The 21346-nt window shown below is 37.9% G+C and carries 24 protein-coding genes; 2 read left to right on the forward strand and 22 right to left on the reverse strand.

Annotated elements, in window-relative coordinates:
- Nucleotides 1-214: 214 nt before the first annotated feature.
- Complete coding sequence (locus ABE613_RS13500; RefSeq protein WP_347376659.1) at nucleotides 215-949, forward strand: tRNA lysidine(34) synthetase; 735 nt, start codon at nucleotides 215-217, stop codon at nucleotides 947-949.
- Nucleotides 950-1021: 72 nt separating this feature from the next.
- On the opposite strand, the gene ABE613_RS13505 is transcribed toward ABE613_RS13500, so the two are convergent.
- From ABE613_RS13505 to mnmL, 8 genes are all read right to left on the reverse strand, one after another.
- On the reverse strand, nucleotides 1022-1666 hold the full coding sequence (locus ABE613_RS13505) for a cytidylate kinase-like family protein (protein ID WP_235231461.1): 645 nt from the start codon (nucleotides 1664-1666) through the stop codon (nucleotides 1022-1024).
- A gap of 78 nt (nucleotides 1667-1744) precedes the next feature.
- The gene (locus tag ABE613_RS13510; protein WP_235231460.1) at nucleotides 1745-2665 is read right to left on the reverse strand and encodes an RluA family pseudouridine synthase; all 921 of its coding nucleotides are present in this window, start codon (nucleotides 2663-2665) and stop codon (nucleotides 1745-1747) included.
- Nucleotides 2643-3152 carry a signal peptidase II gene (lspA, locus tag ABE613_RS13515; RefSeq protein ID WP_510182365.1) on the reverse strand — a complete coding sequence of 170 codons (510 nt, stop codon included), beginning with the start codon at nucleotides 3150-3152 and terminating at the stop codon, nucleotides 2643-2645. The genes ABE613_RS13510 and lspA overlap by 23 nt, the downstream gene beginning before the upstream one ends.
- Before the next feature lie 23 nt (nucleotides 3153-3175).
- Nucleotides 3176-3931 carry a YlmH family RNA-binding protein gene (locus ABE613_RS13520; protein ID WP_235231458.1) on the reverse strand — a complete coding sequence of 252 codons (756 nt, stop codon included), beginning with the start codon at nucleotides 3929-3931 and terminating at the stop codon, nucleotides 3176-3178.
- Nucleotides 3932-3936: 5 nt separating this feature from the next.
- A complete protein-coding gene (locus tag ABE613_RS13525) occupies nucleotides 3937-4482 on the reverse strand; it encodes a cell division protein SepF (protein ID WP_235231457.1) in 546 nt (181 codons plus the stop codon).
- A 22-nt stretch (nucleotides 4483-4504) separates the two neighbouring features.
- Entirely contained in the window at nucleotides 4505-5200 is a 696-nt protein-coding gene (locus tag ABE613_RS13530) for a YggS family pyridoxal phosphate-dependent enzyme (protein ID WP_235231456.1), read from the reverse strand.
- A 17-nt stretch (nucleotides 5201-5217) separates the two neighbouring features.
- A complete protein-coding gene (locus ABE613_RS13535) occupies nucleotides 5218-6594 on the reverse strand; it encodes a biotin/lipoyl attachment domain-containing protein (RefSeq protein ID WP_347376661.1) in 1377 nt (458 codons plus the stop codon).
- A 17-nt stretch (nucleotides 6595-6611) separates the two neighbouring features.
- Complete coding sequence (gene mnmL / locus ABE613_RS13540; RefSeq protein WP_235231454.1) at nucleotides 6612-7562, reverse strand: tRNA modification radical SAM protein MnmL/YtqA; 951 nt, start codon at nucleotides 7560-7562, stop codon at nucleotides 6612-6614.
- An 82-nt stretch (nucleotides 7563-7644) separates the two neighbouring features.
- Here mnmL and ABE613_RS13545 point away from each other — a divergent pair, with 82 nt between their 5' ends.
- Nucleotides 7645-7845, forward strand: coding sequence for a DUF378 domain-containing protein (locus ABE613_RS13545; RefSeq protein WP_235231453.1), 201 nt, complete (start codon nucleotides 7645-7647; stop codon nucleotides 7843-7845).
- A gap of 49 nt (nucleotides 7846-7894) precedes the next feature.
- Here the strand turns inward: ABE613_RS13545 and ABE613_RS13550 are convergent, their stop codons facing one another.
- The 14 genes from ABE613_RS13550 to ABE613_RS13615 all read right to left on the reverse strand — a co-directional run bounded on the left by ABE613_RS13550 (nucleotide 7895) and on the right by ABE613_RS13615 (nucleotide 21335).
- Complete coding sequence (locus tag ABE613_RS13550; RefSeq protein ID WP_347376662.1) at nucleotides 7895-8869, reverse strand: D-alanyl-D-alanine carboxypeptidase family protein; 975 nt, start codon at nucleotides 8867-8869, stop codon at nucleotides 7895-7897.
- Nucleotides 8853-9248 carry a methylglyoxal synthase gene (gene mgsA, locus ABE613_RS13555; RefSeq protein WP_235231451.1) on the reverse strand — a complete coding sequence of 132 codons (396 nt, stop codon included), beginning with the start codon at nucleotides 9246-9248 and terminating at the stop codon, nucleotides 8853-8855. Before mgsA ends, ABE613_RS13550 begins: the two co-directional genes overlap by 17 nt.
- Nucleotides 9249-9260: 12 nt before the next feature.
- Nucleotides 9261-10385 carry an FtsW/RodA/SpoVE family cell cycle protein gene (locus ABE613_RS13560; protein ID WP_347376663.1) on the reverse strand — a complete coding sequence of 375 codons (1125 nt, stop codon included), beginning with the start codon at nucleotides 10383-10385 and terminating at the stop codon, nucleotides 9261-9263.
- Nucleotides 10382-10594 carry a cell division topological specificity factor MinE gene (locus tag ABE613_RS13565; RefSeq protein ID WP_235231449.1) on the reverse strand — a complete coding sequence of 71 codons (213 nt, stop codon included), beginning with the start codon at nucleotides 10592-10594 and terminating at the stop codon, nucleotides 10382-10384. Before ABE613_RS13565 ends, ABE613_RS13560 begins: the two co-directional genes overlap by 4 nt.
- A 12-nt stretch (nucleotides 10595-10606) precedes the next feature.
- Complete coding sequence (minD, locus tag ABE613_RS13570; protein ID WP_235231448.1) at nucleotides 10607-11398, reverse strand: septum site-determining protein MinD; 792 nt, start codon at nucleotides 11396-11398, stop codon at nucleotides 10607-10609.
- Nucleotides 11380-11970, reverse strand: a complete 591-nt coding sequence (locus ABE613_RS13575; RefSeq protein ID WP_235231447.1) for a septum site-determining protein MinC — start codon at nucleotides 11968-11970, stop codon at nucleotides 11380-11382. The genes minD and ABE613_RS13575 overlap by 19 nt, the downstream gene beginning before the upstream one ends.
- Nucleotides 11971-11988: 18 nt before the next feature.
- The gene (locus tag ABE613_RS13580; protein ID WP_235231446.1) at nucleotides 11989-14931 is read right to left on the reverse strand and encodes a penicillin-binding transpeptidase domain-containing protein; all 2943 of its coding nucleotides are present in this window, start codon (nucleotides 14929-14931) and stop codon (nucleotides 11989-11991) included.
- Nucleotides 14924-15442, reverse strand: coding sequence for a rod shape-determining protein MreD (gene mreD / locus ABE613_RS13585; RefSeq protein ID WP_235231445.1), 519 nt, complete (start codon nucleotides 15440-15442; stop codon nucleotides 14924-14926). The genes ABE613_RS13580 and mreD overlap by 8 nt, the downstream gene beginning before the upstream one ends.
- A 3-nt stretch (nucleotides 15443-15445) precedes the next feature.
- Entirely contained in the window at nucleotides 15446-16324 is an 879-nt protein-coding gene (mreC, locus tag ABE613_RS13590) for a rod shape-determining protein MreC (RefSeq protein WP_235231444.1), read from the reverse strand.
- A 1-nt stretch (nucleotide 16325) separates the two neighbouring features.
- A complete protein-coding gene (locus ABE613_RS13595; RefSeq protein ID WP_235231443.1) occupies nucleotides 16326-17348 on the reverse strand; it encodes a rod shape-determining protein in 1023 nt (340 codons plus the stop codon).
- 15 nt (nucleotides 17349-17363) lie between these two features.
- The gene (radC, locus tag ABE613_RS13600) at nucleotides 17364-18056 is read right to left on the reverse strand and encodes a RadC family protein (RefSeq protein ID WP_235231442.1); all 693 of its coding nucleotides are present in this window, start codon (nucleotides 18054-18056) and stop codon (nucleotides 17364-17366) included.
- A gap of 36 nt (nucleotides 18057-18092) precedes the next feature.
- Nucleotides 18093-18353, reverse strand: coding sequence for a DUF4321 domain-containing protein (locus tag ABE613_RS13605; RefSeq protein WP_347376664.1), 261 nt, complete (start codon nucleotides 18351-18353; stop codon nucleotides 18093-18095).
- 106 nt (nucleotides 18354-18459) lie between these two features.
- Entirely contained in the window at nucleotides 18460-20085 is a 1626-nt protein-coding gene (locus tag ABE613_RS13610) for an NAD(P)/FAD-dependent oxidoreductase (protein ID WP_235231440.1), read from the reverse strand.
- A gap of 26 nt (nucleotides 20086-20111) precedes the next feature.
- Nucleotides 20112-21335, reverse strand: coding sequence for a BaiN/RdsA family NAD(P)/FAD-dependent oxidoreductase (locus ABE613_RS13615; RefSeq protein ID WP_347376665.1), 1224 nt, complete (start codon nucleotides 21333-21335; stop codon nucleotides 20112-20114).
- Nucleotides 21336-21346 lie beyond the last annotated feature (11 nt).

The raw sequence follows: 21346 nt of genomic DNA on the forward strand, positions 1-21346 counted from the left end.
CCGTGAACCAGTATATCATGAAGGATAATGTCAAGGTCAGGTAGTATTCCTTTTAGGAATCTCCACCTTTCCCTTGACATTATATGAGGGGTGAAGTGTTACCAATCATTGACACCTATACAAACCTTCAAAACAATCTTAAGAAAATATTATGTACATTATGAGAGGCTTCTGTTAAAATAAAGGCTGGATATCAGGAAAGGATGAATATAAGATGAAGCTACAAAAATTGCTCAGCTATACTCGAAAAGCTGTTGACGAATATCAGATGATTGAGGAGAGAGATCACATTGCAGTTGGAATCTCTGGAGGAAAGGACAGTTTGACTTTGTTATATGCACTTCATGGACTTCAGCGTTTTTATCCGAAGCATTTTGAATTGAGCGCTGTTACGGTAGATCTGGGTTACAGTGAGTGTGATTTTACCCCTGTTGTGAAGTTGTGTGAAGAACTGGGTGTACCTTACAAGATTGTAAAAACAGACATTGCGCACATTCTTTTTGAGGAACGAAAAGAAAGCAATCCATGTTCTCTCTGTGCGAAAATGAGAAAAGGTGCGTTGAATGAGGCGGTAAAAGTAATGGGATGCAATAAAGTTGCTTATGCACATCATAAAGATGATATTATAGAAACGATGCTGCTTTCCTTGCTGTTTGAAGGTCGATTCTATTCTTTTTCACCACGGACATACTTAGATCGTATGGATCTGACGGTTATACGTCCGATTATGTTTGTAGACGAAGCAGATGTTATTGGATTTAAAAATAAGTATAACCTGCCTGTTGTTACCAGTCGTTGCCCAATTGATGGATACACCAAGAGACAATATGCCAAGGAACTGGTCAAGCAGTTGAATGAAGAACATCCCGGTGCAAAACAAAGAATGTTTACGGCTATTTTGAATGGAAATATAAATGGATGGCCAGAACGTATTTTGCAAAAAAGATAAATTTGGGTACACCACATTTTTAAAAAGGGGACGTAGTATTTTGAAAAAATACTACGTCCCCTTTTGGACATATTATAGCTTTTTACTGTTATCAGATTCTTTGATTTCTATTAGTTTTTCAATTGCCTCTGCTGTTCCGTCAATTCCTAATTTGGAGCTGTCGAGACAGATATTATAGCTTTCTGCAGCACCCCATTTTTTATTGCTATAATAGTTATAGTAACTAGCTCGTTTTTTATCGGTCTTCAAAATCATATCCTTGGCTTTAGCGTCAGATAAATCGTATATACGGGCGATTCTTCGAATACGTGCATCAAGATCCGCATGAATAAATACGCTTAATACATTATCGTATTCTTCCAATGCGTAATCTGCGCAACGACCAACTAGGATACATGGGCCTTCATCTGCAATTTTTTTTATTGCATCAAACTGTGCAAGAAAAATCTTATGGTTGATCGGCATATCCGTATAACTTCCTGATGAATAACCGAGCGAATAGGTATCCATTACCAAAGAATATAAAAAGCTGTTTGTTGGTTTTTCATCGTGCGTCTCGAATAATTCCTGACATATACCGCTCTCTTTTGCGGCACGGTCAAGCATCTCTTTATCATATAATTTAATTTCAAGATCCTTTGCTACTTTATAGCCAATCTCTCTACCGGCGCTTCCGAACTGTCTGCCGATAGTTATTATAGTATTTGTCTTTGCCATACCAATCACGCTCCTCAAAAATAATTATGAATATATTATATAATAATTTGAAGTAATTGTATAGAATTTTTGTATAATTTAATGATAAATATTCCTTAGTCTGTCTAATAGTTCGATAAAATAATCTGGTAACGGTGCATTTATTTCCAGATATTCACCTGTTCGGGGATGAATGATTCCAAGAGTTTTTGCATGAAGAGTTTGTCCTTGAAGCTTAGGGAAAGGACATTTTCTGGGACCATATACTTGATCTCCTACTAATGGATGACCGATACTGGCCATGTGCACGCGAATCTGATGCGTGCGTCCGGTCTCAAGTTCACATTGAATATAAGTATACTCTCCAAAACGTTCTAGTACTTTATAGTGGGTAATAGCATTCCTTCCGTTTTTGGTATGAATACTCATCTTTTTACGCTCAGTAGGATGTCTTCCGATGGGTGCGTTAACGGTACCGTTATCCTCTTTTATATTCCCATGCACAATGGCAACATAAACACGTTTGATGGAATGAACCTTTAATTGTTCAGAGAGGCTTTGGTGGGCCATATCGTTTTTACAGACAATCAGAGAACCAGTTGTGTCCATATCAATGCGATGTACGATTCCAGGACGCATTGTACCATTAATACCGGACAGTTCCTGACCACAATGATACATTAAAGCGTTAACTAAAGTTCCACTGTAATGTCCCGGTGCTGGATGAACTACCATTTGTTTTGGTTTATTAACAATAATAATATCTTGGTCTTCGTACAAGATATCCAGCGGAATGTTCTCAGGAATAATGTCAGGCTCTTTTGCCTCTGGAAGAGTAATCTCTACCATGTCACCTAAAGAAAGCCTGTAATTGGCTTTTACAGGCTTCTGATTAACGATTACATACTGGTCTTTGATTAATTTTTGAATATAGGATCTTGACCGGTCTTCCATTTCTTCGGAAAGATAACGATCAATTCGCTCTCCTTCCTGATTCTCAACGGTGAAGTATTCTTTCAAAGTCTTCCTCCTTATAATAGAAGCATATTAAGATTGCCAACGCAATCGTTGATACGGTGACATAAATATCTGCCACATTGAAGATTGGAAAATCTATCAGCTTAAAATAGAAAAAATCAACAACGTAATTAAGACGTATTCGGTCTATACAATTTCCCCATGCGCCAGCCATGATGCAGACAGCACATATTCTCAGCGGAAGATATCTTTGTTCCATTGGAACTCTGTAATAAAAAAGTACTACAATAATAGTTATCAAAATTACACTTGCGAAAAAGAAAACACGCTGGTTCTGGAATAATCCAAAAGCAGCTCCTCTGTTTTCCAAATACTCAAGTTGAAATACATTTTTAATGATAATGTAAGGTGACTGATTTTTCAGATTTTTTATTGCACATAATTTTGTGATTTGATCTAAAATGATGAGAACAACCATACATATGATTGATGTCAGATAGTGCTTATAAGTTTTTTTTTCTGTATTCATAGCAATATTCATTATTCCCTCGTCTATATATATTTGCGAACAGAGACCATATATCGTCCTTTTTTAGTCTCGGATAATATTCCTGTATATGATATTCGTCCCATTTTGCGAACAGAAATCATATCTCCTTCTTTTAGATGATACCCATTGCTTGTGATTAATTTTCCGTTGACAAATACCCTTCCGGATTCAATCAGGGGTGTTAATTTACTCCTTGATAAAGGATATGCAATAGAAAGAATGGTATCTAGGCGAATAGAAGGAACTGTTCCCTTTAATTCTTCATACTTCGGCTCATATGACACTTCATAATCTGGTATGATTTTAGCCTGTACTGTCGTGTGTTTGATACGGGTGAGATTTTCCTTGATATAATCAGCTAATTCTTCTTTGCTAAATAGAATTGCCCTGCCATTATCAACAATAATATCTCCAAATTTACTTCGTTCGATTCCAAGATTCATTACAGATCCCAGATAATCTCTATGACTTAAATCTTCTGAAAATTTTTGGTTGATTGGTGCTATTTCTACCATCTGAATGGGATATTGATAATCATAATAAAGAGCATCAGGTAGAAATGCAACCATCTGACGCTCTGATAAGTCATACCCGCCATATGTCTCATATTGAGACATAAACAAATTTTTTGGAGTGGTATGTAATATATTTAATTCATTCAGATTTAGAAAATCAGAGAATGTAACAATCCCACGGGCATATGCAATTTTTGACAGTTCAATCAGCCGTTTTTGTAACAATATCTCTTCTTTATTCATAGCTATTAGAATCTTGAACGCATGGATGATGCGTCGAAAGAAGTATTTAATAAATCCTGTAAATCTCCAGAAATATCGACATTTGTAGGTGTTACCAAGAATATGTAATTGGAAATCTTCTGCAAATTACCGCTGATTGCAAACGCTGCACCAGAAGTAAAATCGATAATACGCTGCGCAACTTCGAGATCCAGGCCTTCCAGATTCAGGATCACAGTACGTCCACTTAATAAAGTCTCTGTAATTTCACGAGAATCCTCAACAGAGTTAGGTTTGATTACACAAACTTCCATGCTGACATTATTTCTTCTGGCCGGCTGACGCATCGGTGTTACTTTATTATTAGAAGAACGTGTAGACTTTGTCTTTACAGGAGGTTCATAATCATCGTCATAATCATCATAAACTTCTTCTTTATCTTTTCGGAAAAAACTTTTCTTTGGCTTTTCTTCGTAATCATCGTCATAATCATCATCGAAGAAATCGTCATCTTCATAATCGTCGTCATCACTCAGTTTCATAATATCTAAAAACTTATCTAATACTCCCATCTAAATTATCTCCTATCTTCGGTTATACTAGAGCATAATTGCGCGCACCAAAAATTCCAGTTCCCACCCGGACCATCGTTGCGCCCTCTTCTATGGCTACCTGATAATCATTTGTCATGCCCATTGAAAGAATGCTCATAGTAATATTATCAACGTTTTTCGCTGCGATGTCAACAGATAATTTGCGTAAACGCGCGAAAATTGGGCGGTTTTCTTCAGGATCTTCTACAAAAGGAGCGATTGTCATCAGCCCTTTTACCTGAATATGTGAAAAACCAGCAATTTTTTCAATGAATTCATCCAATTCTTCTGGCATTATTCCAAATTTGCTTTCTTCTTTTGCAACATTTACTTCAATTAGAATGTTGGCTGTCAGATTGTGTTTTGCGGCTTCTTTTTCAATCGTTTCTGCAAGACGTACAGAATCTACGGAATGAATCAGATCGACTTTATCGATGATATACTTTACCTTATTCCTTTGCAAATGACCAATCATATGCCAATGAATATCTTTGGGAAGTACTTCATATTTATCTGCCAGTTCTTGCACTTTGTTTTCGCCAAAAACACGGACGCCTAAATTATATGCCTCTTCCAGTGTTTCAACAGGCTTGGTCTTGCTCACCGCAATTAATGTGACATCCTTTCTATCTCTGCCAGAGCGCTCACATGCAGTCTGAATCTGATTTTCAACGGATGTTAGATTTTCTTTTAACATAAGTTAACCACTCCTTCTTAAAATACCACATCATCTGTACGGACGCTATCTCCATATAATGCTATGTGGTCATAATTTGTCAGACCATAATCTTGACCGGATGCAACAATATAATACTCATCACTTTCACATAGAATCTGCACTTGTCTGAATATAGCATATCCTTTGTTGATATTATACACGCCTTTTAATTTCTTGGTTTTAGTCAATTCATAGGTCTCGGATGAATCCGGTTTTTTTAATACAGTATTTGAATCAAAAGCATCATAATCAAGATAAACCAAATTCGATTCTTCGTCAGAATAATAAACTTCCACACTTTGGAATTGTGATTGATCTTTACTGATATCAACGAGTACACCTGTACCACTGCTGTTTCCTCCAGATGTCAGATAATCCTTTGGAACGGTATAGAACTTTTTCGTTACTACAGAAGATTTTGGAATCTTAAGCCCTGATTCATCTTCCAGAATTAATTCCAGATCCAGATACCTTTCTTCCGCATAGCGAATCATGGAGCTGTCGAAGGTAAGAATTCCATAGGAGGTATCTTTTTTCGTTTGTATGGAAAAGCCAGCATATGTAGTCTCGTTATCCTTAGAAAAAGAGACTTTTACACGATTTACATCTGCTAATTCTTTGGCTGTCTCATCATTTAGAAGAATAACAACAGACCAATCATTAGAACGAATTAATTTATATACAGGATCTCCAGCTTTGATTTTTGTATTATCAGTTAGATTTTTTGACTCATAATTAGCTTTTGATATGTCATCTTCTGTCACTTGATCAGTGGTTATGTTTTCATAACCGTCTGTAGAATAGAGAATGATTCCGTCAGAAACAGCTGTATATATCTGAAGATCATTGTTTCCTTCTGCAACCATAGCGTCTAATTGAGCTTGTCTGCTTTGATTAGATTTGCTTTCCAATACATTTGTAATATTATTTTTTAATGTATATACATCACTAAATTGTTCTTCTCTAAAATTTTCTGAAAATGACTGAGTCTTCATCAATATAGAGTTCTGTTCCTCAGAAGTAAGTTCCAGAGATTCTTCGTTAGTATTCGAGGTTAATTCCAGCTTTTTATCAGACAAGGTATATACGCGGGTCTTTGCTCCAACTTTGCTTCCTTCCAAAGCAAAATAATTGATATAGCCATCAGATTCTGCCTGTACAATTGTCTCGTCTCTGACAATAAAGCCAGTATAAGCGTTATCTTTTAAGATGGATCCTTCTCTTACTTCGTAAGCAGTTACATGATTCCCTGTCAGATATAGTAAAACTGTTACAACCAGATAGATGAATACAGCCCCGAAAATGATAACTCCTATATTTATATTCCATTTTTTTCGATAAACCTGAATGTTTGTAAGTTTGTTTCCTGCCAAAAATAAAGCCTCCTGTTTTATGTCTCTAATTCTTTCAGAGCAGCTCCGTTCAGATAATGATATTCTTTTCCCTGATAACTATTAGTCTGTTCCATATATGTCAACAATTCATCTCGTAATTTCCACCAGCTGCAACCCCAATTACAGAATACGGCATCTTTTTCCGGGATACGGCTAAAGAGCCGTTCCACAGCGATATCTGGACTTAGATATTCCAGAAACGCAGCTAGTCTTTTGATGTAATCTTCTTTTGAACATAAAGCTATTGTACCATTTTCGTAGGCGTTGTACAACTGTGTGTTTTTTGCAATGTACAGTGAATGAGCTTTAACGATTTGTATATGAAGTGCAGATAATATCTTTGCATTCTCAATGGCATCCAGCATATCATCTCCCGGCAGATTTAATATTACATGAGTACACAGATCAAAATCGTACCGATGAATCTTCAAAACGGCATCTATAAATTCTGCCAATGTATGTCCACGGTTTATGCTTTGAAGTGTATGACAGTTTGTAGTTTGAAGCCCTAATTCTATTGTGATTCCAACCTGGTAAGATTCTTTTAATGACTGAAGAACATCCAGATAACTTTCGGTGATACAATCAGGTCGTGTCGAGACGGCAATCTCTATTATATCAGGAACTTTTACGGCTTCATTCATATAAAACGCGAAATCATCTAATGGAAGAAAAGTATTTGTATAGTTTTGAAAATAAGCAATAAATTTATGCGCATGATATCTATTTTCAATATATTCCTTTGTTTTTTCTAATTGCTTATGAACAGGAATATGACAGTCCATAGCTTCAAATCCAGTCCCTGATTCAGCGCAAAAAGAGCATCCGTGACCATTTCTGCGATTCGGGCAGCTGACCGGAAGGTTGACCGGAAGCTTATACACTTTTTCACCGTATTTATTTTTTAAATAATCAGAATAAGGATAATATGGCAATTGTTGATTCATTTGATATTTTTTTCCTTTCCCATGTATAATTATATCTCCATAAGCCATACTAATGGTAGCATGTTAAAAGGAGGAATTTTACATGAAATGGTTTGATAATACCGCTCTGACAATCGTAATCATAGGTGCCATTAACTGGCTTTTGATTGGGATATTCCGTTTTGATCTGGTGGCATTTCTATTCGGTAATCTTTCGTGGATTTCACGTATTATCTACACAATTGTCGGGCTGTGCGGCCTTTATCTTATTAGTTTGTACGGCAGAGTCACCAGTTTTTCATAATAATATGGTTTTTACAGACAAGAGGGGTATCCCGTTCGAGATGCCCCTCTTATTGCTTTTCTGGTATCGCATTTATTAGCATTGTCATATCCTGATAAAGGATACCTTTTGTATCTGCGCCCATTACAATGGAGATATATGGATGCTCATTAGCGCCTTTTTCTAATAGGATCAGACAATTTCCTGCTTCCTGGGTTGTTCCGGTCTTACCGCCGATAACTGTCGCAGAATCGGGTAATTCAGCTTCACCAGTCGCATAAAAATTCGTTGGCTGCCAGGTGATCTGTCGAACGGTTCCGTCTGCCCCTGTAACAGAAGCTACATGAGAATCAGCACTGATAATATTAACAAATTCATCATATTTTAGGCATTCATTGAAAATCAAATACAGATCATAAGCAGTTGTATAATGATTTTCATTGTGAAGACCATTAGAGTTTACAAAATGTGTGCCTGTAGCTAATAAATCTTGTGCTTCATCATTCATCATTTGCACGAAATGATCCATACTTCCACCTACATACTCAGCAATTGCAACAGCATTATCATTTCCTGAATATAAAAGGAGCCCATAAAGCAGATCAGAAAGTGTAAGCTGGTCTCCCGCATGGATTCCGCAAGTCTGTTCATCTGCTGCAAATCTTGCGGCGTCTGCATTGGTAGAAACTGTCACCATATCCGACAAATCTGCATTTTTTAGTGCCACCAGCGCAGTTAATATCTTTGTTGTACTTGCTGGATATAATCTTTCAAAAACATGATATGAAAAATCAACTTTTTTTCCATCCAAGTCAAATAAAGCAGCTGCATGTAAACCTGAAGTATCAGGAGTCCCCTCCAGATCAACGTCTTCGGAAACTACACACAAATTATCTGCAAATAAATCAGCTTTATAAATAGCTTTGTTATAGTTTTCTGTTTCATATGCTGCTACTACTTCTTCCTTTTTTCCACATCCTGATACAAGAAGTAAAAAAGAAGTAATAACAATTAGCACCTTGCCAAACTTACCGATACATTTCACGCCAATCAAGATCTCCTCTATCAATTGCTAATATAATTAATTCTGCGGTGGCAAGATTGGTTGCCATCGGGATATTATACATATCACAGAGACGTATAACGTCATTCACATCTGGTTCATGAGGTTTTGGGTTATTGGGCTCTCTTAAAAAGATAAGCGCGTCAATATCATTCTGTGCAATCTGTGCACCTAACTGCTGCTTACCCCCCAATGGTCCGGCAAGATACTTGTGGACATTCAGATTGGTTACTTCTTCAATTAAACGTCCGGTTGTTCCGGTCGCATATAGATTGTGTTTACTAAGGATGCCTCTATATGCAATACAAAAATTTTGCATTAAAGTCTTTTTTGAATCGTGCGCTATCAGGCCAATGTTCATTGTTCTCACTCCTTATTGATATTTTTTCGGTTGCAACCCGACGTTCAAGACAAAACCTATACCCATATATAAACTAACTAGAGAAGTCAGCCCATAACTTACGAATGGTAACGGAACTCCGGTATTAGGTAATAACTGTGTGGCAACACCTATATTAATAAAACTTTGGACACCAATAAGACTGCCCACTCCACAACAGATGATCTTTCCCGCCAGGTCCTGCGATCGAGTACCTATTAAAATACATTGTATCACAATTAATAACAATAACGCAATAACTATACAACTACCAATAAAACCAAGTTCTTCACCTACAATTGCAAAAATAAAGTCTGTCTGCGGCTCAGAGATGAAATTCCCATTTTTGACAGAGGTGGTCGTATTATTATTTAACCCTTTTCCTGTCAACTGACCGGAACCGATTGCCATCACAGAATTCTTTTGTTGATATGCTTCATCACTGGCATATTTTTCTGGTTCCAGAAAGGCAAGGATACGTTTCTGCTGATAATCTTTTAAGAGCGGTTGGTTGGGCTGAACTACAATGCTTAGGAAAATAATTGCGACCGGAACAAGAACGACCAATACTGTTCCAATAAATTTATAACTCAGACCTCCGATATAGATTAAAATACAGATAACTGCTGCCGTACAAATAGTCGTAGAAAGATTAGGCTCTGATACGATTAATACAAGCGGTATTCCTGCAAGAATCGCATATTTTATAATCGTAAATTTGTCACTGATATCTTCCTCATGCTCCATGATAAATTTGGCGAAAAACAGAATCAATAGAATCTTGGCAAGTTCGGACGGCTGGAATGTTGTAAAACCAAGATCGATCCAACGAGTTGCACCATTGACTTCTGTTCCAAAAACCAGAACTACAGCCAAAATCACTATTGAGAACAGATAAATCAGCCAATAAAAATTCATGATCCATACATAATCAATCAACGATATTATAACCATGACGACAAGACCAATTCCAAGTCCTAAAATCTGTTTAGACTGATAAGCCGGTTTGGCACTGCCGACAGCAAGAACCCCCAGTATGGATATTGCTACGACAAGGATGATTAAGCTGAATTTATAATCTTTTAAATGATAAGGTTTTGTAAATCTAGGTAATCTCACGTTTCTTCTCCTGCAAATGTAATAATAACTTGTGTCCGTTTTATATCTACCTGAAAATTTTCTTCTGTAAGTTCAAAATATTTGGAAAGGGATTCATATAATTCTTTGCAAATATTATCATATGCTTCTGGAGTACATTGCACACGGTCAGATACGACCAATGCTTTCAATCGGTTCTTTGCGATAGAAACAGAAGATCTTTTCAGCATTCTTATATCCTCCTATTCTTTTTTGAAGAGGTGTGAAAGCTTTGAAAAAATACCAGTGTTATGTTCCAGATCCATAAATGGAACTTCTACTCCCATGATCCGCTTACAGATGTTCATATATGCTGTCCCGGCCTGAGAATTTAATCCAACGACCGGTTCGCCCTGATTAGTTCCAATGACTACCTGTTCATCATCAGGAAGTGCTCCGATCAAAGGAACGGATAATATCTCCGTTACATCATCTATAGACATCATATCTCCACGTTTTACCATGTCCATACGAATTCGATTGATGATCAGATCAATTGTTTTTATCTGGTTCTTTTCCAACAGACCAATGATTCGATCTGCATCTCGGATTGCAGATACTTCAGGTGTTGTCACTACGATAGCGCGGTCTGCACCAGCAATCGCATTTTGAAATCCTTGTTCAATTCCAGCCGGACAATCCAAAAGTATGTAATCAAATTCTTCTTTTAATTCAGAAGTCAGTTTTTTCATCTGACCTGGCGATATTGCTGATTTGTCTTTTGTCTGTGCTGAAGGCAAAAGATAGAGATTTTCATAGCGTTTATCACGAATTAATGCCTGTTTTAATCGACAAGTCCCTTCAATCACATCTACAAGATTATAGACAATCAGATTTTCAAGTCCCATGACTACATCAAGATTGCGAAGACCAAGATCTGTATCTATGACCACAACTTTTTTGTCGAATTTTGATAGACCTGCACCTATATTTGCTGTTGTTGTCGTTTTGCCGACTCCACCTTTTCCTGATGTAATTACAATAACTTCGCCCATGAATAACTTCCTCCTATTACTGGTTTTACTTCAATGTCTCCTATTTTTAGCTTTGCGCGCTTTATTTGGAGTGCTGCTATTATCGCATCGTAACGACCAGATGCACCGGCAATGACAGTTCCGTAAATTGTACCAGTAGATATGACATTTCCTTTTGATATCACTTTGGCACCTTCCTCGATGTCACCGATAATCACGATACTTGTTTCAGATTCTAAAATCTGTCTTTCTCTTAGCGTACCTCTATAAAACCTGCCGTCTCTCTCATGGATGGCTTTCAGACTTTCATCCAGCATTCGTTTATGAATCTTTTCTGTAACAGTATCTTTTTCGATAATACATAATATACGTATCCCGGCAGCATCTTGAATAACTTCTGTCAGATACTGCTCTTCTTCTTTTGTGAAAGTACGGCCTTCAAATTCCACAGCCATTTCTGCATGATTAAAGAAATGTGCAGAAGCCTGGAATTTATTTTCCACCTCGGATATCAGTTCTTTGTAAGGTATATCCGGTTCAAAATAGATGGTGATGCCGTATCTGTTACTCTTAATGAGTACCGGTTCTTTCACATATGGTCATCCTTTCCCTTAATCTCCTCCTGATGTTCCTGTACTAATTTCTGCGGCTGCTCCGGTAATGATTTCATTTTCCGGCGTTATCTGATAATAGTATTCCATCACATTATTCCCAATTTCAGCAGCATAAGTAGAACTATATCCGTTTGCAATACGAATTGCAAATGCCACCTCTTGACTTTCATCTTGAACGAATCCAACGAAAAGTCCGTGGTCAGGATGTGTGTTACTCTGTTGTGCAGTACCAGTTTTCCCGTACAAAGACAGGCCACTGGAATTTAATTTGGAAAATATATCACTATGTGCGACGGTTACTACCCTTTGCATACCGTTATGAACGGCCGTCCAGGTGGAAGATGCGACATCCGTTATGGTGTTTGTTACTTCCGGCTCATAGTCTTTAATGATTTCTCCGTCTACAGAAGTGACTTTATCAATCAGGCTTAGATTATAGACAGTTCCCTTATTGGCAACTGCTGTAATATATCTTGCCAACTGACTCGTTGTATAATTGTTAGTACCCTGTCCAATCGCTGATGGGACAGATGATTCATCGGATATCTGTGGCTCAGATTCTGGAATTTCCAATCCCGAAGTTTCTCCAAGGCCAAACGCCTCCGCGTATTTTTTCAAAGTATCTGTTCCCAGATCACTAGAATAATATGTGCTTGTAGCTTTACCTTCTACGTTGTCAGAACTAATTTGGTCAAGGCCACTATCTTGCAAACTTAATCGATATCCTACTTCATAGAAGAAATTATTACATGAATTTTGAATAGCACCTTCTACATTTAAACTGCCGTGAGCATTCGGATAGATCCAGCATTTTGGATTTGGTTCCACTTTTTTATAAATACCGGTACAAGGGAGAATTGTATTCACATCAATAACCCCTTCTGTCAAGCCGGCAATTGCGACTAGCGGTTTATAAGTAGAACCCGGTGCAGTTTTTTCTTGTGTTGCATTATTATAGAATGGTCTGGCCTGATCAGTTACCAGTTTATTATAATAATTGGAATCCATGGTATTTGCCAGACGATTATTGTCATAACCAGGATAAGATACACAGGCAAGTACTTCACCACTGTTCGGATCCGTCACAACCATGGAACCGGTACAAGGCTCTAAGGCAAGTTGTCCAGGTGTAATCTCCAGTGTCTGAATCTTACCGCGAAGGAAATCATAGGCAGTAATACTACCTGAATTCAGACCATCATATTGTGCCTGATCATATTCCAGAACTCCCTGTTCATACAACATCAGACATATCTGTCTTCCAGAGACTTCGCCTGATTTGATCATATATTTGTATATCAGTTTATCAAAACTATTATCAGAACTGATGTAATCAAGGAGATACGCAACAATTCCCTGATAAAGTTCACTGGAATCGGAATATTCTTCACCTTTTGAAACATATTCTTTTAACAGAGAAGTATCGATCCAGTTTTGAGAAATTGCATAATTTAAATACGTATTGATATTAATGCTTTCGTCGTCTTTCCATGCTTTATAAGTACTGTCATTGGTATTAATAGCATCTGGCATAATAATCTGAGTCCCATTTGTCAGAACATCTGTCACAAGATAGGTTAAATATGCCTGAATCTCTTTAGGCTGATCTTTATATGCAGCAGCATTTGTATCCTGGAGAATGTCAGAAATTTGCTGAACAACCTCTTCTTTTCTGTTGGTAAAGATACCATAGACTTCCTGTTCGGCAGCGCCGGCATCCTCTTCACCAAAATGTGTCATATCCAGAATATCATTGCTGATAAAGGTATTGTATACATCACCAATAGGAATGATAACATCGCTTCCATCCTCGACCTGATTTCGATCATAATCTAATGCGTTTTGTATCTTCGCCAGAAGAATTCCGGCTAATTCCTGTTCAATGATATGATATGCAGCTTTTTGAAGATTCGCGTCAATCGTAAGATGGACATCGTTTCCAGCTTCAGGATCTTTTCCTTTTACTGTCTCAATAACCTTTCCGACACTGTTAACGTATAGTTTTACTTCTCCTTTTTTCCCTTGAAGCATGGTATCCATCGTCTTTTCCAGTCCAGACTTTCCTACAGTGTCCGTTTTTGAATATGTTTCTTGCTCTTCTTTGCTTAATGCATCATATTCTTCCTGGGAGATCTGTCCGGTATATCCAATAATATTGGCAAAACAGTAACTGTCTGTATATCTTCTTAAAGATTCTTCTTCGATATTGACTCCCTGCAGACTATCTAGATTTTCCATAACATCTGCAACCGTTTCTTCACTGACATCTTCTGCGATTGTAGTTGTTATATATTTTTGGAAATTATTCAAAGAAATTGCGTAGCGGACATTTATCAACTTCAACACATCTTCTTTTTCCATTTTTTTCTGGTCAATTCCATAACCATATATTTCGTCTGTACACAAATAATCAATGATATCCTGCGCAGACATATTTTGTTGTTTTTTAGACAATTCGTCAATTGTTTTTTTGCCAAACACATCGGCGATAAATCTTAATTTCTGTGTCTCATTTTCATGGACAAACATATACTCGTTATCATTATCCAGAATAATGCCAAAACTATTGATTACAGTATCTCCATTGGATTCGACCATCTCAATGACGGTTGTAATGACTTTATTCATCTCTTTGTTTTTTTGCTTGATACTGTCATATTCTCCGGTATCTTCAATCGTTACAGAATATGCCAGTTCGTTATATGCAAGAAGGTTACCATTGCGATCGTATATATTACCACGGGTACCTTGAACTTCCTTCGTCTTCTGAATCTGAAGTTTATAGTCATCATAATATTCCTGGCCTTTGACAATCTGCAGGTAAAAGACACGCTGAACAAGAATTGCTGACATTACACAAAATACTACAATGATAACAAATATTCGGGATTGTAAGAATTCCAATATTCCGGTTTTGATCCGGTCCCATAAATTATACAAATTTGCTTGCACTCCTTTGTTCTTCTACTTCAAGTTTCTTATTGACATGTAATATAATTTGATATAGTACCAGAGTAACCAGAATTGTGTATACCAGTTCTGGCAAAATAATGCTTGTCAAGTGATGAAAAAATGCAAAATCACCTTGAAGCATATACATACAAATATAAATGATCAAACCATAGACAAGTTCACTTGCTCCAATTAACGCGATTGGAAGTTTGATATCGTCATCATAGAATAATCGTTGGAAAAATCCATTAATATATCCAATAACTGCATATAACAACATATGGAATCCCAATACATTGCCCCAAAAGATATCGACAAGAAGACCGGAAAAGAATCCAACAAAAAGCCCTTCCTTTTTCCCACGCATAAATCCAAATGATGATGTTACGATAATCAAAAGATTCGGCTTAATGGAAGCAAAGGATAAATGATGGAATACAGAACCTTCCAGTAAAAAACAGAGGATAATAATAATAAAAGTTATTAACTTTCGCTTCATAGACTATTCTCCTTTACTGCTGTTATCCTTAGAATCCAACAAGTCCTGCTTGGTAGTTGTGATTACCAGAACTTCCTGTAAATTACTGAAATCAACAGCCGGTGTAATATAACCGGAGCGTGTCAGATTATTCGCATCCACTTCAATTTCACTGACATATCCAATAAATAGTCCTTGAAGAAAACGATTGCTGACATGTGATGTTACTACCTGCTCTCCAACTTCGATTTCATTTTCGTTATTGGCAAGTTTTTCAAAACGAATTCTTCCGTCCGCCATTAGCTCCAGATCACCTCGAACAACACACGTATCAGAAGTAGAAAGCATCATGGCACTGATATTGCTTGAGTCATCAATAATAGAACGTACGCGGGCATAATCAGGACCAACTTCTGTTACAATCCCTGCCAGACCACTGCCCGCAAGAACATTGGAATTGACTTGTACACCGTCATTGCTCCCCTTATCAATAGTAAAATCGTTGAACCAATTACTCCCATTATTGGCGATTACATGGGCACCGATTTTTTCATAGTCAGAATAATTCTGATCTAACTTGTATAATTCTCTAAGGCGCTCTAATTCATATTGCTCCTGTCGAAGTCTGGTATTATCAATCGTAAGCTCGTCAACCTTAGACTGCAGTTCTTTATTTTCTTTCTTCACATCTTCTAAGGTCTCAAAATTACCGGATACATCACTCATAAAACGCCCCACATAACTGATTCCTTTCTGCATAGGAATTACTGTATAATTAGCAATAAAACGTAAAGGACCGCCACCATCTGAAAAACGTTCAATGCCCAGCAGGATGATACAGATGGCTGCAAGGATCAAGAGCCAGTATTTACTTGAAAGGGAAGATTGATTTTTTATTTTCATTTTATCTCATCCACCTATAATTTTCATTCAACATTGAGTAAGTAAGTTTCTTTAAATCTTTTGACATAATGATCTTTTTTAGACCGGACACAGCACAGATATCAGGTTCCAATGCTGTCCTTGTTGTAATTCCGACCATCTCTTCGATATAAGTCTCCAATCCCTGGGTATGGGCCACTCCTCCTGTTAAGAAGATGCCATTCTCATGAATTGCTTTACGTACTTCCGGTGGTGTACGGTCAAGCAACGAATTAATCGCATGTACACATTCCAAAAGAGGATCTTTCATAGCAGACCTCACAAGATTGATGGAAATCGGTTTTCTCATCGGTACACCGGTAATCAGATCACGTCCTGCCGCCGGAAGAACAGAATCAGAATCACTGGTAAAAATCCCGAAATTCTTGCGCAATTCTTCAGCAGTATGTCTTCCAATCAGGAAATCGTGGCTGTGACGTATTAATGTCACAACAGACTGATCGAAAGTCGAACCTCCAATCTTCAGAAGACGATTCATAACCATACCACCGCCTGCAATTACAGATAATTCCGTAGTTTCCCCACCAAAATTAACGATAAACAATCCCTTTGTGTTCTTAACATCCAGGTTCAGTCCCACAGCATCTGCGATAGCACGTTCAACAATATTGACTTCTTTTGCTTTTGCCGTAGAATGAATCACCAGATCAAAGAAAGCCTTTTTCTCAACTTCCGTAACATCCGTTGGCACTGCAATAACATATTCGGAACCTCTTGCAAATTGCCTTCCTTTTTTCAAAAGATTCTGAAGCAGGAACTGCATATAATTAAATCGTGATATGACTCCCTCTTTCATCGGAAATACAACTTCAATATTAGAAGGTGCCTTTTCATACATCTCGAAAGCATCATCTCCCACGGCAAAAATATCCCGTGAATCTTTGATTGCAATGACATCTTTCTCTTTCCATATAGTATCCTTCTTCTTATCATAGACCTTGATTTCATAAGAACCAAGGTCTAATCCGTATACATTTCTTGCCATTTGATACGATCCTTTCTAAAGCATTCCCTCCTCCCGGAAACTTATATAACAATTATTGCCGATGATGATATGGTCTAACAATTCTATTCCGATCAAAGCCCCTGCATCGAGGATTCTCTTGGTTGTCAGCATATCTTCACGGCTGGGAGTTGGATCACCACTTGGGTGATTATGCATAATAATTATGGATACAGCATTCTTTTGTAATGCTTCTATAAAAAGCTCTCTTGGTGTGATTAAGGAAGCGTTTACAGTTCCTTTTGATATATTAGTCTCACCAATCAATTTTGCTCTTGAATTCAACATTAATAATTTCATCTGTTCTTGTTTTTCATGCCGCATATCTTCCATATAATATTTTGCAACTGTTTCCGGGCACGAAAAACTTAATGTATCCTGATAGGAAGCTTTTGCAAGCCTTTTGGCAAGTTCTGAGATACATGATATCTGAATTGCTTTTACCTTGCCAATCCCTTTAATTTTTTGCAAACGCTCCAGATTAAACTGATGGATTCCTAATATTCCTGTTTCTCCTGCGTGATAAAGAATTCTCCTTGCAAGAGAAAGTGCGTTTTCACCATGAGTGCCGGTACGTAATAATACAGCAAGCAATTCTTCATCACTTAAACTGCCAGCTCCTTTTCGTTCGCATTTTTCATAGGGACGTTCCATTTCAGGTATTTCTTTCATGGTATTTGACTGATTCATCTTATCTTTAGATTCGTACGACACTCATAATAGAAGTTATAAGAAACGATAAATGATAATAGCAAGAATCATGCCAATAATACTTGCGATGGTAATCTTGATGGAAAGGCCAAATGTCAGAACCAGTATCCCAAGATTCAGGACAATCGGTTCTTCAAGTCCAAAGGACTGCCCATAGGTCAGCCAACCAAGAGCTGGAGTGCCTTCAGCCAGCATTCCAATAAAACCTCCCAACACAATTCCTGTTAATAATAACAGAAATAAAGACCAGGCATTCTTGCTTCCTGTTCCCTTCATATGTACTCCTCCTCGTTTTTCTCTATCTAAAAAACTCACTACATTTTATCATATTTCAGAATCAGTGTATAGACTTATCCCATTAAAAATTTCTTAAGCATTTCGACTAATTGTCGAAAATTTGGTATTTTTGGGCGATGGATTCTGCAACTTTTAGGCCATCCATAGCAGCAGATGTAATACCTCCGGCATAGCCAGCACCTTCTCCACAAGGATATAGCCCACACAAATCACTTTGCATAGTATCATCACGGTGAATACGCACCGGAGATGATGTACGGCTCTCCACGCCCGAAATGACAGCATCCGGGCGAGAATACCCGGAAAGCTTGGTTTCAAAGGTCTTAATACCGTCTTCCAGCGAAGCAGCAAGTTCTTCCGGAAAAATGGCTCTTACGTTAGTCCAAGTGTAATCCCCTTTCATCTGCGGAGTAATATTTCCCGGTTCTTTTGATGGGAGATTTTGACAGAAATCAGCAAACAATTGTACTGGAATTTTTCCAGAACCAGCTTGATAAGCTTTCTCTTCTAGTCTTCGTTGAAATTCCACACCTGAAAGAGCATTTTCAGCTCCGTAGTCCTCCGGTGTTACTGTTACAATGACGGCACTGTTGGCATTACGTCCATCTCTTGCATGATAACTCATTCCATTTACCGCCAGGCGACCGGATTCCGAAGATGCATTGACAACGTATCCGCCGGGACACATGCAGAAAGTATACACGCCTCTTCCGTTGGGGAGATTGGCAGTTAATTTATATGCAGCGGCAGGAAGGTCTTTGGAATACCTCTCTCCATATTGATTCTGATTAATCATTTCTTGAGGATGCTCCATTCGAATACCGACAGCAAAAGACTTTGCATCCATTGGAATACCATTTTTATAAAGCATAGAAAATGTATCCCTTGCACTATGTCCTATCGCAAGTACAGCAAGATTTGTATTTAGGATGCTGAATGTTCCGTCTAACAAATTCTTAACCTTTAATGCAGTCAGTTTTTTTTGCCCATTATAAGTTTCAGTCTGAATATCCACTACTTGTGTGTGAAAATGGACTTCTCCTCCATGAGAAAGGATAAATGCTCTTATATTCTTTACAACCCTGGCCAGAATATCCGTTCCGATATGCGGTTTATTCTGATATAAAATTTCTTTTGGCGCACCCTGTTCTACGAAGATTTCAAGGACGCGAGTATTGCGGCCTTGTGAATCATGCACTAGAGTATTCAGTTTTCCATCTGAAAAAGTTCCTGCGCCACCTTCCCCGAATTGAACATTAGAATTTAAATTCAATATTCCTTTTTCCCAGAATCTATCTACATCTGCGATTCGCTCATCTACAGATGCTCCGCGTTCCAGAAGAATTGGACGATATCCGAGTAATGCCAGTTGATATCCGCAGAAAAGTCCGGCAGGACCGGTGCCAATGATAACAGGACGACAGGATAGTTTTTCAGTCCCAGTTACATGCACTGTATAAGGGATTGGCTTCTCTCGAAATAAGATGTTCTTATTTTTTATGTGCTTTTTCAGAGCTGATTCATTTTTTACTATAACATCTATCGCATAGACATAAAAAAGATCCGGTTTTTTACGGGCATCTATAGACTGCTTCTGAATAGAATAAGAAAGAAGCGCATCCTCCTTTATGCGAAGGGTTTTGAGAATCTTCGCTTTTAGATCCGCCTCTGAGTGGTGAATATCTAATTTCAATTGATTGATTCTTATCATACATGTCTCTCCTTTCGAAGTAATGATCAAGATGCGGCAGAGCCACCGGCCAGATATCCTGTTGCCCATGCCCATTGAAGATTATATCCTCCACAGATACCGTCTACATCAAGCAATTCTCCTGTCAGATAAAGACCTTCTACATATTTAGATTCCATTGTTGCAGAATATATTTCTTCGGTACACACACCACCAGCGCAAATCTGGGCATTTTCAAATCCATTCGTATCCGAAATGGTTAAGACAGTTTTCTTGCACGTATCCACAAAAGTTTGTAATTGTTTTTGCGTGAGATCACCAACTTTTGTCTGGATACGAATATGCGCCTGTTCTAATAATCTTGGAATTAATTTCTTGTTGAATATTCCTGTCAGATAATCACCAATATACATATCTTCATGCCCGTTTTTTCGTTCAAAGAGAAAATCCCTGAATTCACTGTGTGTTATATCTGGCAAAAAATCGATATGCACTTCTGTATTTTGTTTGTTATACAATCCATTTGCAATGTAACGACTGATCTGGAATACGGGAATTCCAGAAATTCCATATGCCGTAATCTGTAATTCACCTGTGTCAGAACCCAGTTCATTTCCACTGACATAGGCGGTCACTCTTGCATCTGTGCGTACACCAGAGGCCTTGGCAAATGGATGCTTCTGTACTTTCAACTGAACCAATGCGGGAACCACCGGTATGATTGAATGTCCCATAGATCTGGCCAGTGAATATCCACTCCCATCAGAACCCAATGCACTGGATGCCTTTCCACCGCAGGCAAGAATTACTTTATCAGCCCGGAACGTCTGTTCTTTTGTATATACGCGAAATCCCCTTTTACTTTTTTCCAGTTTTGTTACATGAACACCGGTATATATCTGTACCCCTAGTCGTTTCAGTTCCAGTATCAATAGGTCTAATACGGATGATGCCTGGTCAGAACGGGGATATATATAATTCCCACGAGATTTGGTAATCAGCCCAAGAGAATGAAAAAAATCCAGTGTTGCCTGATATCCAAAACGGTTCAGAACTTCTTCTACAAAGGAAATATTTTCACTATGGTAACAGGTAGCCTCCATTATCTGGTTTGTCAGATTGCATCGTCCATTACCCGTTGCCAATATCTTTTTCCCAATTGTATCTTTATGTTCAAGAATGAAAACTTGTGTATGACTGTCTGATCTGGCGGCTGAGATCGCTGCAATAATTCCCGAGGCACCACCACCGATAATTCCAATTCGTTTCATAAGCTCTCCTT

Source organism: Dorea chungnamensis (assembly GCF_039832125.1).
GTDB lineage: Bacteria > Bacillota > Clostridia > Lachnospirales > Lachnospiraceae > JAFBIX01.